Source organism: Kitasatospora sp. NPDC101183 (genome assembly GCF_044767945.1).
Taxonomy (GTDB): Bacteria; Actinomycetota; Actinomycetes; order Streptomycetales; family Streptomycetaceae; genus Kitasatospora.
This window is the reverse complement of sequence record NZ_JBIWOW010000014.1, coordinates 187,506-199,549: the sequence shown is the minus strand read 5'-3', so window position 1 is coordinate 199,549 and position 12,044 is coordinate 187,506. Positions and strand designations below refer to the sequence as shown.

Genomic DNA, 12,044 nt, shown 5'->3' with positions numbered 1-12,044 from the left:
ACCGGAGTTCTCGTCGGTCCTGATCTCGTAACGGGTCCGGGGGGAGGCACTGGCTGACGAACGCGCGGTGCGGACAGCCGGGTTGGTCCGGGTCTGAAGCGTGGCGTTCATCGTGCGCCCCCTGGGTCGGTACGAGCGGTTCCGGTTGCCGCCCTCCAGCCGGCCCTGGGGCCCGCTGTCCTGCGGCGACATCGAAAATCCTGCCCGCCGGTTGTGATGGCGCTGTCCGCCGACTGTCACAGGGGTGTCACAGGGGCGGGACTTTCGTCGCGGTCCGCCTCCCTCCGTACCGGACGCCGGGGGCGTTCCTTCCGGTTCCCGTACGGTCCGTGACCGGTCCGGGGGGTGATTCGACGCTGCGGGTGGGCCAAAATGGGGCCGTGCCTTTCCTCCTACTGATCGAGGACGACGACGCCATCCGGACCGGCCTCGAACTCGCTCTCACCCGCCAGGGCCACCGTGTGGCCACCGCCGCCTCCGGCGAGGACGGTCTGAGGCTCTTCAAGGAGCAGCGGCCCGACCTGATCGTGCTGGACGTCATGCTGCCCGGAATCGACGGCTTCGAGGTGTGCCGCCGCATCCGCCGCACCGACCAGCTGCCGATCATCCTGCTCACCGCCCGCTCCGACGACATCGACGTGGTGGTCGGCCTGGAGTCCGGCGCGGACGACTACGTGGTGAAACCGGTGCAGCCACGCGTCCTGGACGCGCGCATCCGCGCGGTGCTGCGGCGCGGCGAGCGGGAGAGCTCGGACTCCTCCGCGTACGGGACGGTGGTGATCGACCGCGCGGCCATGACCGTCACCAAGGACGGCCAGGACCTCCAGCTCACCCCGACCGAGCTGCGGCTGCTGCTGGAGCTCAGCCGCCGGCCCGGCCAGGCGCTCTCCCGACAGCAGCTGCTGCGGCTGGTCTGGGAGCACGACTACCTGGGCGACTCCCGGCTGGTGGACGCCTGCGTGCAGCGGCTGCGCGCCAAGGTCGAGGACGTGCCCTCCGCGCCGACGCTGATCCGCACCGTGCGCGGGGTGGGGTACCGGCTGGACCCGCCGGCCTGATCCGCCTCCGCCCACCCGTCGACCCCGTTGACCCCGTCGACCCCGTTGACCCCGTTGACCCGCCCGAACTCCCGTACGACGACAGGCTCCTGTGACTGACCACCAGACGACCGGCCGGCGCCACCTGGCCGTTTCATGGCGCCAGCTGCGCTCGCTGCGCGTGCGGCTGATCGCGGTGTTCGCGGCCGTCGCGCTGCTCGCCGCCGTCTCGGCCTCCGGCATCGCGTACTGGCTGAACCGCGACGCGGTGCTCAAGCGCGCCCAGGACACGGCGCTCAACGACTTCCGGGTCTCGCTCAGCCGCAACGTCTCCATCCTGCCGATGAACGCGACCTGCGCGGACCTCTCCGTCCTCGCCTCCAACGTGGCCAGCTCCGGCCTGACCTACGACGTGGTGGTGACGGACCCGGAGCACCCGGGGTGCACGGCCTCCTCCGACCCGACGCACTTCACCCTGGCCGATGTCCCGAAGCCGCTGCAGTCCACCGTCGCCAAGCCGCGCGAGATCACCGAGAACAACCCGTACCCGTACCACCTGTACTGGCAGCGGCAGAACCTGGAGGGCCGACCCTTCCTGATCGGCGGCAGCAAGGTGCTGCCGAGCGGCCCGACGGCGTACATGTTCAAGTCGCTGGAGAACGAGCGGGCCGACCTCAACACCCTCGGCTGGTCGCTCTCCATCGCCACCCTGCTCGCCCTGATCGGCTCCGCGCTGCTCGCCCAGGCCGCCTCGGCCACCGTGCTGCGGCCGGTCAAGCGGCTCGGCGACGCCGCCCGCAAGCTCGGCGAGGGGCGGCTGGACACCCGGCTCGAAGTCGACGGCGCGGACGAACTCGCCGACCTGGCGCGGACGTTCAACCGGACGGCGGAGGCCCTGCACGAGCAGGTGGAGGAGCTGAGCGCGCGCGAGGCGCAGAGCCGGCGGTTCGTCGCCGACATGTCGCACGAGCTGCGCACCCCGCTGACCGCGATGACCGCCGTCACCGACATCCTGGAGGACGAGGCCGAGTCCCTCGACCCGATGATCGAGCCCGCCGTACGGCTGGTGGTGAGCGAGACCAGGCGCCTGTCCGACCTGGTGGAGAACCTCATGGAGGTCACCCGCTTCGACGCCGGCACCGCGAAGCTCGTCGCCGACGAGGTGGACATCGCCGACCTGATCATGTCCTGCATCGACGGCCGCGCCTGGTACGACGCCGTCGAACTGGACGCCCCGCGCGGCATCCTGGCCGTGGTCGACCCGCGCCGCCTGGACGTGGTCTTCGCCAACCTGATCGGCAACGCGCTCAAGCACGGCGGCTCGCCGGTGCGCGTCAAGGTCCGGCAGACCGAGGACTCCGTGGTGGTCGAGGTCTCCGACAGCGGGCCCGGCATCCCCGAGGACGTCCTGCCGCACGTCTTCGACCGCTTCTACAAGGCCGACCGGGGGCGGGCCCGCTCCGAGGGCAGCGGTCTGGGCCTGTCCATCGCGATGGCCAACGCCCAGATCCACGGGGGCACGATCACGGCGGCCAACGGGGAGGTCGGCGCGGTGTTCACCCTGACGCTGCCGCTGGCCCCGCCCACCCCGCCGTCCGAGGACGAGACCGAGGGCGGACCGCTGCGCGGCGCCGCCCGGGACGAGGACGCCAGGTGACCCGCTCCACCGCCGTACGCCCCGCTGTGGGCCCCGCCGCCCTGCGCCGCTCGGCCGGGGTGGTGCTGCTGCTCGCGCTGGCCTGCGGCTGCGGCATCCGGCCCACCGCCGTGCCGGTGGACGCCGGCGCCCCGGCCAGCCGGACGGCCTGCCCGACCGCCCCGCACGTCCCGCCCGCCCTGGCCACCCCCGCCCCGGCACCGGCCGTCACCCAGGCGCGCGGGGGCGCCAAGGCCGCCGCGAGCCCCTCGCCGACCCCGGCGCAGACCACGAGCGCGCCGCCGGACAACCCGTTCAGCGCCGTCCCGAGCGCGGGCTGCCGGTAGTCACCGGCGGGCGCGGGGGCGCTCAGGGAATGTTCACGCTCGGCATGGAACCGTCACGCCGCCGGCTCACGTCCTTCCCCCCGTGCAGCGAGATGGCACCAGGACACGCGAGGAGCGTTCCGGCGCACGGACCGAGACCGGGCCGGCGGCGGCCGTCCACCGTCCCCTCCGCCTGATCGGGCTGGCGGGCCTGGCCTGCCACCTGGCGGTGGTGCTCTGGCTGGTGGTCCTCCGGCCGCTGCCGGTGGCCTGGGTGTACGACGCCAACCTGACGCCGCTGGCCTCCCTGCCCTCCTCCACGGGCTGGCAGGTGGCCGGCGAACTACTGCTGCTGGCCCCGCTCGGGGTGCTGCTCCCGCTGGCCGGGGGGCGGGTCCGGGCGCCCTGGCTGCTGTCCTTCCTGCGGACCACCGGCGCCTCCGCGCTGCTGGCGACCGGCCTGGAGTTCCTCTCCTCCTGGACGCCCGGGCACGTGCTCAACGTCGACCACATCCTGCTCGCGGTGATCGGCGTGGCCGTCACCCACCTCGCCTTCGTCCCCGGCCTGCGGCACGTGCTGCGGGAGCGCCTGACGACGGCCGCCGTCCGGGCACGGCGGGCGGCGGGCGCTCCGGTTCGCGAGGCGGGTTCGGTGATCACTCCGGTCGTCGCGCCTGTGGTCGCCGTCGCCCCCCGGCCCCGCGCCTACGCCGAGCCGACGCCGCCCCTCAGCTGAGGCGCCGCACGCCCTCCGACACGACCCGGCCGCCGACCTCGATCAGCCCGCCCGGGCGCGGCCCGGTCAGCAGCTGCGAGCCCCGGCCCTGGGTGATCGTCAGCGCCCGCCCGAGGTGCCCGGTGAGCAGCAGGGCGGCCGCGCCCGTCGCCTCGTCCTCGTCGATGCCGTCGCCCCGCCCGGGGAAGGCGCGGGCCCGGACCGTCCCGGCCGCCTCGTCCTGCCAGGCCCAGGCGTAGATCCACTCCCCCGGCGGCGGCACCTCCAGCGCATCCACCTCGGCGGCCGAGCCGTACGGCCGCAGGGTGCGGCCGGGCGCCCACTCGGGCCGGGCCTCGATCCTGGTCAGCCCGCCCTCGCGGCGCACGCCCACGACCCCGGCGGCGGTGACCAGTTCGTCCACGCCGAGCAGCCAGGCCGCACCCACGCAGGGGTGGCCGGCGAAAGGGAGCCGCACGGTCGGGGTGTAGATGTCGACCGCCCCCGCCACCGGGTCGTCGACGAACACCGTTTCGCTGTACCCGAGTTCGCGGGCGAGGGCCTGCCGGTCCTCCCGCGCGGGCAGCGCGGCGCCGTCCCGCACCACGGCGAGCTCGTTCCCGTATCCACCGTCCGGACCGCAAAAGACCCGCAGCAGCTCATAGCCGTTCATTTCCCACCTCGTCAATCGCCGTTGCGGCCTGCCGCAATGACACCGTGATGAAAAGGCGACGACGGATGTCAGCCGCCTCCAGTACTGTGCGCTCTCGTCCCCGAACGGTTTCCCCGTTTTTCATTCCGGTCACAGGAAGCACCTTGAATCTCGATTTCAGCGCCGAGCCGCTCTTCTCCTGGTACGTCGTGTTCCTCGCCCTCAGCGGCATCATCACGCTCGGCCTCGGAGTCGGTGGCCCGGGCGTGAAGGTCGGCCTGCGAATCCTCAACATCCTGGTCGGCATCGGCTTCCTCGGATACGCCTTCTACCTGGCGTTCGTCTTCGAGGGCGGCACCTACACCATCTTCTTCAAGGCGTTCATCGCGCCGGTCCTGCTGATCGTCGCCACCGTGAAGGCGATCGTGGAGCGCGGCAACAAGAAGGCCGAGCAGCCGGCCGCCCCGATGGCGGGGTACAACCCCAACGTCCCGTACAACCCGAACGCCCCGCAGCAGGCGCCGTTCAACCCGAACGCCGCCGCCCCGCAGGCCCCCGGCGCGCCCGCGCAGCCGCAGGCCTGGCAGCCCGCGGCCCCGGCCGCGCCGGTCGCCCCGCAGGGTGCCGCTCCGTACCAGCCGGGCGTGCCCGCGCAGCCGGTGGCGGACAACCCGTACGCGCAGCCCACCCCGCCGCACCAGCCGGGCGCCTGAGCCCCGCCCGCACGCGACACCCGAAGGCCCGCCGGTCACGACCGGCGGGCCTTCGCCGCACCCGGACCGGGGACGCCGCGCGGGCGTCAGCCCCGCGCGGCGCGGCGGCGGCGGGCCAGGACGAGGGTGCCCGCGCCGAGGGCGATCGCGGTGGCGCCGGTGATGGCCATGGGGGCGGACGAGGAGTCGCCGCCGGTGGAGGCCAGGGTGGTGCCGGTGGTCCCCGTGGCGGAGGTGCCGGAGGCGGAGGTGCCGGAGGCGGACGTGCCGCCCGTACCGCCCGTGGTGCCGCCGCTACCGGTCTGCGCGGCCGAGACGACCGGGGCCTGGGTCGGGTCCGTCGCCGGGGGCGTGGAGGGCGCGGTGGTGGCCGGGGTGGTCGGGGTGGTCGGGGTCGAGCCGCCTCCGGCCGTGATCTTGAACGCGGCCTTGGGACTGGACGTCCCCGCCTCGCGCTCGCCGGGCCCGGGCAGGCTGTAGCCGTTGGCGAAGACCGACTCGGCCGCCACCGGGGCGTCCTTGGTGAAGGCCAGGCGCAGGTTGACCGTACGGGTCTCGCCGTTCGGCAGCGCGATGACGTCGGTGTCCTTGTTGCCGGTGCTCAGGTCCACGCCCAGCTGGGTGCCGGGGATGTCCCCGTCCGGCGCCGGCGTACCGGGCAGCCACTGGCCCGTCTGCGTCTGGAACTCCAGCTTCACGGCCTCGGGCCGCAGCACGCCCTCGCCCTGGAAGACGATCGCGGGGACGATCCGCAGGTCCTTGCCGGTGCGGTTGGTGTAGACGGCCTTGAAGGGCTTGGCCTCACCCCCGGCGGTGAAGGAGTCCGGCACGCCCTCGACCTTGACGTCCGGCAGTCCGGCGGTGGCCGGGGTGGTCGGGCCGCCGACCGGCTCGATGGTGAAGTTCGGGGTGCCGCCCGAGACCCACTGGCCGCGCTGCTCCACCGGCAGGGCCGGGTCGCTGACCACGGCGCTGAAGTTCGCCGAGGCCTGGCCCGGGGCGGCGTCGGCCGCGAAGGTCAGCCGCAGCCGATAGACGGCCTCGGCGCCGGGGGCCAGGTGCAGCTGGGTGGCGAACTCGTCGAGCTGCCAGAAGCCGCCGGTGCCGTTGTTGTTCACCTTGGCGTCCTGCCACTGCGTGCCGCCCGGGCGCTGGAACTCCAGCTTGAGCTGGCTCTGCTGGAGGGCTGGGCCGACGGCGGCCACGGCGAAGCCGGTGCTGGGCACCTCGACCTGGTGGTCGGCGGTGTTCTTGAGGGTCGCGGTGAACTCGACGGTGCTGCCGGCCCGAGCGGTGGCCGGGAAGCCGTTGACGGTGACCGTGACGGGCACGGCGTGACCCTGCGGCGCCGGAGCGGTCGGGCCGGGGGCCACCGGGGCCGCGAACGCGACCGAAGCCGAGGTCAGGGCGAGCCCTGAGACCAGGGTGGCAGCGGCGGCGACGGCAAGGATTCTGCGGTGCAAGTGAACCTCACGGAGGAATGCGGGCGATTGCCCGGAACGTGCGAAGTCGCAGGCGTGAGGGGTCGTTTGAAGCCGTGAAGGCACCGCCGATTCAGCCCCCCGTGATCAGCGACCGCGGAATCATATCCAGATGGTCCGACCGCTTCGCCACGGGGTTTCCGCCCCCACCCGGAGCTCGAACGGGACCTTCGCCCTCAGGGCCCTCCCCGAGACGACCCCGACGATCGGCTACGCCTCCCCGGTGACCCGTCGGGGCCGCGAATCACCTGGTGGGCGGAGGCTTCCGCGCCTTCCCCGACGGAGCATGGAGGTACACCCGCCGGACCGGCCGACCGGGTCGCACCCGATTGGGAGACACCACATGAGCGAGCGAAGCGAGCGAGTCATCAAGAGGTGCGCGTGGGCGAATGCCCCCGCCGAGCGCAGCGAGGTGGGCGCATGAGCGCGCGCCTCGCCCGCCCCCGCCACAACCGCGTCATCGCCGGCGTCTGCGCCGGCATCGCCGAGCGCTTCGGCCTGACGCCCTGGACCGTCCGCCTGATCTTCCTGCTGTCCTGCCTGCTGCCCGGTCCGCAGTGCCTCGTCTACCTCGCCCTGTGGGTGCTGCTCCCCCAGGAGCCGTGATCCCGGCGGACGCACGAGAACGGGCCGCCCGCCCCGGAGGTCCCGGGGCGGGCGGCCCGTCGTGCCGCTGGCCTGATCAGCCGGCGAGGCCCGGCAGCGGCAGGGCGCCGGTCAGGCCGCCGATCGGGGTCTTGTCGAGGCCCGGGACGCTCGGGATGGCGCCGCGGGTCTGGGTGACCCCGGCGACGGGAGCGGCGGCGGGCGCCTCGGGGGCCGCGGCGGCCGCGTGGCCGGCGGTCGGGGCGAGGGTGCCGAGCGCGCCGGTGACCTTGTCGCCGCCGGGCAGCTTGGAGGCGGTGTCGGTGACCGCACCGGTCACCGCGGGGTTCGTCACCGCGCCGGTGGGAAGCCCGAGGCCGCCTGCCGCCTGGCCGTCCGCCGCGGAGGCCACGCCGGTACCGACCGCCGCGATCGCGATGCCGAGCGCAGCGGTGCCGGCGGCCTTGAGAGCCTGCTTCATGGTTCGTCCCCTTGGGTCGTCGTCGGTGGCCGGCTCCGACGAGGACGGCGTACGGGCGACCGCCGTCACCGCTGTCGTCGACGGCATGACTGGCACACCGTAGTGAGAGGTTCGCGCCAGCACCAAAGGCCGTTCACTCACCCGAGGGAAAAGTCGGATGAACGCCAATTTCCTTTCCGGAAAAGGGCGTTCATCCGACGCCGTGCACGACCGAACCGCTCAGTTCTCGCCGGAGCCGGAACCGGAGCCCGACCCGGAGCCCGAACCGGAGCTGAACAGCCACTCCGCCTTGAGCTCGGCGTAGCCCGGCTTGATCACGTCGTTGATCATCGCCAGCCGCTCGTCGAAGGGCAGGAACGCGGACTTCATCGCGTTCACGGTGAACCACTCCATGTCGCCCAGCGTGTAGCCGAAGGCGTCCACCAGGTGCCCGAACTCCTGGCTCATGCTGGTGCCGCTCATCAGCCGGTTGTCGGTGTTCACGGTGACCCGGAACTTGAGCCGGCTCAGCAGCCCGATCGGGTGCTCGGCGTACGAGGCGGCCGCCGCCGTCTGGAGGTTGGAGGTCGGGCACATCTCCAGCGGGACGCGCTTGTCGCGCACGTACGCGGCGAGGCGGCCGAGCTCGACGGAGCCGTCCTCCTTCACCGTGATGTCGTCGACGATCCGCACGCCGTGGCCGAGCCGGTCGGCGCCGCAGCACTGCAGGGCCTCCCAGATCGACGGCAGGCCGAAGGCCTCGCCCGCGTGGATGGTGAAGTGGTTGTTCTCGCCCTTGAGGTAGTCGAAGGCGGCCTGGTGGCGGGTCGGCGGGTGGCCCGCCTCGGCGCCGGCGATGTCGAAGCCGACGACGCCCTGGTCCCGGTGGCGGTTGGCCAGCTCGGCGATCTCGGTGGAGCGGGCGGCGTGGCGCATGGCGGTCAGCAGGGTGCCGACGCGGATGCGGTGGCCGGCCGTACGGGCGTTGGCCTCGCCGAGGCGGAAGCCCTCGTTGACGGCCTGGACGACCTCGTCCAGGCTCAGCCCGGCCTCCAGGTGCTGCTCGGGGGCGTAGCGGACCTCGGCGTACACGACGCCGTCGGCGGCCAGGTCCTCGGCGCAGTCGGCGGCGACCTTGATCAGGGCCTCGCGGGTCTGCATGACGGCGCAGGTGTGCGCGAAGGTCTCCAGGTAGCGGACGAGCGAGCCGGAGTCGGCGGCCTCGCGGAACCACTCGCCGAGTTCCTTCGGGTCCGTCGTCGGGAGTCCCTCGTAGCCGACCGCGGCGGCCAGCTCGACGACGGTCTCCGGGCGCAGCCCGCCGTCCAGGTGGTCGTGCAGCAGCACCTTCGGCGCGCGGCGGATCTGGTCGGGGGTGGGAATGCGCGGGCCCGTGCCCGCGGTGCTGACGGGGATCTGCTTCTCCATTGCGGAAATATAGCCCCTACGCGCGTAGACCCACCACCGGGAATACCGTCGAATGGTCCAAAGTCCACGCGGAATTCCACCGGCCGGTCCATACGATCCACCGGAAGAACGCCCGGGCGTCAGTCGTGCTGGAGCAACCGCCCCCGCCGGGACAGCACGAAATCCCGGAAGGCCGCCACCGGCGGGGTCAGCGGACGCCCCGCCGCCCACGCCAGCCCCACCGCCCGGCGCGTCCTCGGCGCCGTCACCTCCAGCTCCACCACCCCCGGCCTGGGCACCAGCGGCGGAGGCAGCAGCGCCACGCCCAGCCCGGCCGCCACCAGCCCGCGCAGCGTCTCCGCCTCCTCCCCCTCGAAGGTCAGCCGGGGCACGAAGCCCGCCTGCGCGCAGAAGTCGTCGGTGATGACGCGCAGCCCGTACCCCGGCTCCAGCCCGACGAACGGCTCCTCCGCCACCTCCGCCAGCCTGATCCGCCGCCGCCCGGCCAGCCGGTGGTCCGCCGGGACGACCAGGCCCAGCCGCTGCTCGTCCAGCGGGCGGGCGACGAAGGCCGGGTCGTCCGGCAGCGGCGCGACCAGGCACAGGTCCAACTCGCCCGCCCGCAGCCGCTCCAGCATCGCCCCGCCGTAGTCCTGCACCAGCTGGAACCGCACCTGCGGGTGCTCGGCCCGGAACCCGCGCAGCAGGGCGGGCACCGCGTCCGGCCCCATCGTGTGCAGGAAGCCGAAGGCCACCCGCCCGGCCGCCGGGTCCGCCTCCGCCCGGGCCGCCTCCGCGCCCCGCTCGACCTCCGCCAGCGCCCGCTCCACCGAGGCCAGCAGCAGCCGCCCCGCCCTCGTCAGCCGGACGGTACGGCCCTGCCGGGCCAGCAGGTCCACCCCCAGCTCCTCCTCCAGCCGGGCCACCGCCCGCGACAGCGTCGGCTGCGGCACCCCCAGCAGCGCCGCCGCCCGCGTCACGTGCTCCAGCCGGGCCACCGCGGCGAACTGCGCCAGCCTCGGCGCCAGCAGCACCGCCGGCTCCCCCGGCCCCAACTCGGCCACCCGGTGGCCCTGTTCCACACTCTCCGCCGAATCCGCCCCGGCCATACCGCCACCACCTGTCCTGATGCGTCAGCGCATCGATCATCCCCTCTTGATGCATTGGACGCATCAACCGCCACGGGCCTACGGTCGTGCCCATGCAGCCCGCCGATACCAGGGCAGCCTCGACTGCCCCCGCCCCCGCCACCCCGTCCGACGACCGCCACCGCCCCGGGCAGCGCGCCTTCCGCCGCGCCAACCTCGCCCTGTTCGCCGCCGGGGTCGCCACCTTCGTCCTGCTGTACTCCACCCAGGGCCTGCTGCCGATCCTCTCCGCCGACCTCGACCTGACCCCCGGCCAGGCCAGCTGGACGGCCTCCGCCGCCACCCTCGGCCTCGCCCTCGGCCTGCTCCCGGCCAGCGCCCTGTCCGACCGGTACGGCCGCACGGCGGTCATGACGGCCTCCACCCTCGCCGCCTCCACCCTCGCCCTCGCCCTGCCCTTCGCGCCCGACCTCACCACCCTCGTCGTGCTGCGCGTCCTCCAGGGCGCCGCCCTCGCCGGCCTGCCCGCCACCGCCATGGCCTACCTCGCCGAGGAGGTCCACCCCAGCGCCCTCGCCTCCGCGATGGGCCTCTACGTGGCCGGCAACAGCATCGGCGGCATGGGCGGGCGCCTCGTCTCCGGCTGGACGGCCGCCGCCCTCGGCTGGCGCTGGGGCCTGGCCGCCTCCGCGGCCCTCGCCCTGCTCGCCGCCCTCCTCTTCCGCCTGCTCATCCCCGCCGCCCGGCACTTCACCCCGGCCCCCGTGGACGCCCGCGCCCTCGCCCGCACCGTCGGCGGGCACCTGCGCAACCCGCTGCTGGTGCGGCTGTACGCGCTCGGGATGCTCTTCATGGCGGTGTTCGGCGCCGTCTACAACACCATCGGCTACCGGCTGATCGCCGCCCCCTTCCACCTGCCGGAGTCGATCGCCGCCTCGATCTTCGTCGTCTACCTCGTCGGCACCGGCACCTCCGCGGCCGCCGGCCGCCTCTCCACCCGCCTCGGCCGCCGAGGCGCCCTCTACACCGCCATCGCCGTCACCACCGCCGGCCTGCTGCTCTCCCTCGCCGACTCCCTGGTGTGCACCCTGCTCGGCCTCGTCCTCGTCACCGCCGGCTTCTTCGCCGGCCACGCCACCGCCTCGGCGGCCGTCGGCCGCACCGCCACCACGGGCCGCGCCCAGGCCTCCGCGCTCTACCTGATCGCCTACTACCTCGGCAACAGCCTCGGCGGCACCCTCGGCGCCGACGCCTACCACGCCACCGGCTGGCCCGGCGCCGCCACCATCGCCCTCACCGCCATGGCCCTGGCCGCCGCAGTGACCCTCTACGCCACCCACCAGGCCCACACGGCACGGAGGTTGTCGACGGTACGCTCGCGGGCATGAGCATCAGCCCGGCCGAATTCTCCCTGCTCCGCTCGGCTTGCGACACCCTGGTGGATGTCCCCGGCGTAGGGAGAGCGGAAGTCGCGAGGGGCCAGATCTTCCTGACGCTGCCGCCGGACGAACACCACGAAGCGGCGGTCCGGTACATGGCCGAACAGCTCGACACCCAGCTCCCCCACACCCACCCGGGATTCGTCGCCCGCCCCGATGCCGCCCTCGAGGCCTCCTCACCGGGAATTCTGCGCCGCCCCGACCTGACGGTCGTCGCCAGGAGCAGCCCTCCCACGACTCGACCCTACGAGGCGCTGCTGGTCGTCGAGGTCATTTCCAAGCCCAACCCCGAGAGCGACTACCACGACAAGCTCCGCGACTACTCGGCGATGAACATCCCGCTCTACCTGATCGTCGATCCCCGTACGGGAACTGGCATCGTGCACTCCGAGCCCGGCTACACGCGGCGCACGGACTTCGTCTTCGGCGACACCGTCACCGTCGGCCCCTGGACCCTCGATACGAGCGTCCTGCGGACGTACTGCTGAGAACGCGGAGGAGCCCG

The 12,044-nt window shown here is 73.6% G+C and carries 13 protein-coding genes; 8 read left to right on the top strand and 5 right to left on the bottom strand.

Features of this window, described 5'->3' with window-relative positions; translation table 11 throughout:
• Positions 1 to 380 precede the first annotated feature (380 nt).
• The 4 genes from ACIRRS_RS21385 (at position 381) to ACIRRS_RS21370 (ending at position 3,735) form a co-directional block, all read left to right on the top strand.
• Positions 381 to 1,058, top strand: a complete 678-nt coding sequence (locus tag ACIRRS_RS21385) for a response regulator transcription factor (RefSeq protein ID WP_063349065.1) — start codon at positions 381 to 383, stop codon at positions 1,056 to 1,058.
• 91 nt (positions 1,059 to 1,149) lie between these two features.
• Positions 1,150 to 2,694 carry a sensor histidine kinase gene (locus ACIRRS_RS21380; protein WP_402972837.1) on the top strand — a complete coding sequence of 515 codons (1,545 nt, stop codon included), beginning with the start codon at positions 1,150 to 1,152 and terminating at the stop codon, positions 2,692 to 2,694.
• Positions 2,691 to 3,020: a hypothetical protein gene (locus tag ACIRRS_RS21375; RefSeq protein ID WP_402972835.1), complete on the top strand. Its 330-nt coding sequence runs from the start codon at positions 2,691 to 2,693 to the stop codon at positions 3,018 to 3,020. The genes ACIRRS_RS21380 and ACIRRS_RS21375 overlap by 4 nt, the downstream gene beginning before the upstream one ends.
• 82 nt (positions 3,021 to 3,102) lie before the next feature.
• Entirely contained in the window at positions 3,103 to 3,735 is a 633-nt protein-coding gene (locus ACIRRS_RS21370) for a VanZ family protein (protein WP_402972833.1), read from the top strand.
• Here ACIRRS_RS21370 and ACIRRS_RS21365 read toward each other — a convergent pair.
• Positions 3,728 to 4,387 (bottom strand): PhzF family phenazine biosynthesis protein, encoded by a 660-nt coding sequence (locus ACIRRS_RS21365; protein WP_402972831.1) that lies wholly within the window; start codon positions 4,385 to 4,387, stop codon positions 3,728 to 3,730. The two genes, ACIRRS_RS21370 and ACIRRS_RS21365, sit on opposite strands and share 8 nt — an antisense overlap.
• A gap of 143 nt (positions 4,388 to 4,530) precedes the next feature.
• Here ACIRRS_RS21365 and ACIRRS_RS21360 point away from each other — a divergent pair, with 143 nt between their 5' ends.
• Positions 4,531 to 5,079 carry a hypothetical protein gene (locus ACIRRS_RS21360; RefSeq protein WP_402972829.1) on the top strand — a complete coding sequence of 183 codons (549 nt, stop codon included), beginning with the start codon at positions 4,531 to 4,533 and terminating at the stop codon, positions 5,077 to 5,079.
• Between the two features lie 86 nt (positions 5,080 to 5,165).
• Here ACIRRS_RS21360 and ACIRRS_RS21355 read toward each other — a convergent pair whose 3' ends face one another.
• A complete protein-coding gene (locus ACIRRS_RS21355) occupies positions 5,166 to 6,542 on the bottom strand; it encodes an LPXTG cell wall anchor domain-containing protein (protein WP_402972828.1) in 1,377 nt (458 codons plus the stop codon).
• Positions 6,543 to 6,980: 438 nt separating this feature from the next.
• Here ACIRRS_RS21355 and ACIRRS_RS21350 point away from each other — a divergent pair, with 438 nt between their 5' ends.
• Positions 6,981 to 7,166 carry a PspC domain-containing protein gene (locus ACIRRS_RS21350; protein WP_402972826.1) on the top strand — a complete coding sequence of 62 codons (186 nt, stop codon included), beginning with the start codon at positions 6,981 to 6,983 and terminating at the stop codon, positions 7,164 to 7,166.
• Positions 7,167 to 7,242: 76 nt separating this feature from the next.
• Here ACIRRS_RS21350 and ACIRRS_RS21345 read toward each other — a convergent pair whose 3' ends face one another.
• The 3 genes from ACIRRS_RS21345 to ACIRRS_RS21335 form a co-directional block, all read right to left on the bottom strand.
• Positions 7,243 to 7,626, bottom strand: coding sequence for a hypothetical protein (locus ACIRRS_RS21345; protein WP_402972825.1), 384 nt, complete (start codon positions 7,624 to 7,626; stop codon positions 7,243 to 7,245).
• A gap of 219 nt (positions 7,627 to 7,845) precedes the next feature.
• Entirely contained in the window at positions 7,846 to 9,033 is a 1,188-nt protein-coding gene (locus ACIRRS_RS21340) for an adenosine deaminase (protein WP_402972823.1), read from the bottom strand.
• Between the two features lie 119 nt (positions 9,034 to 9,152).
• Positions 9,153 to 10,121, bottom strand: coding sequence for a LysR family transcriptional regulator (locus tag ACIRRS_RS21335; protein WP_402972822.1), 969 nt, complete (start codon positions 10,119 to 10,121; stop codon positions 9,153 to 9,155).
• 92 nt (positions 10,122 to 10,213) lie between these two features.
• Between ACIRRS_RS21335 and ACIRRS_RS21330 the strand changes: the two genes are divergently transcribed.
• Both ACIRRS_RS21330 and ACIRRS_RS21325 read left to right on the top strand, forming a co-directional pair.
• On the top strand, positions 10,214 to 11,488 hold the full coding sequence (locus ACIRRS_RS21330) for an MFS transporter (protein WP_402972820.1): 1,275 nt from the start codon (positions 10,214 to 10,216) through the stop codon (positions 11,486 to 11,488).
• Entirely contained in the window at positions 11,485 to 12,027 is a 543-nt protein-coding gene (locus ACIRRS_RS21325) for a Uma2 family endonuclease (protein ID WP_402972818.1), read from the top strand. The genes ACIRRS_RS21330 and ACIRRS_RS21325 overlap by 4 nt, the downstream gene beginning before the upstream one ends.
• Positions 12,028 to 12,044 lie beyond the last annotated feature (17 nt).

Bases quoted from the DNA above. Each gene is read 5' to 3' on its own strand.
- ACIRRS_RS21365 (WP_402972831.1), bottom strand. From the start codon at position 4,387: ATGAACGGCTATGAGCTGCTGCGGGTCTTTTGCGGTCCGGACGGTGGA.
- ACIRRS_RS21350 (WP_402972826.1), top strand. From the start codon at position 6,981: ATGAGCGCGCGCCTCGCCCGCCCCCGCCACAACCGCGTCATCGCCGGC.
- ACIRRS_RS21345 (WP_402972825.1), bottom strand. From the start codon at position 7,626: ATGAAGCAGGCTCTCAAGGCCGCCGGCACCGCTGCGCTCGGCATCGCG.
- ACIRRS_RS21340 (WP_402972823.1), bottom strand. From the start codon at position 9,033: ATGGAGAAGCAGATCCCCGTCAGCACCGCGGGCACGGGCCCGCGCATT.
- ACIRRS_RS21335 (WP_402972822.1), bottom strand. From the start codon at position 10,121: ATGGCCGGGGCGGATTCGGCGGAGAGTGTGGAACAGGGCCACCGGGTG.
- ACIRRS_RS21330 (WP_402972820.1), top strand. From the start codon at position 10,214: ATGCAGCCCGCCGATACCAGGGCAGCCTCGACTGCCCCCGCCCCCGCC.
- ACIRRS_RS21325 (WP_402972818.1), top strand. From the start codon at position 11,485: ATGAGCATCAGCCCGGCCGAATTCTCCCTGCTCCGCTCGGCTTGCGAC.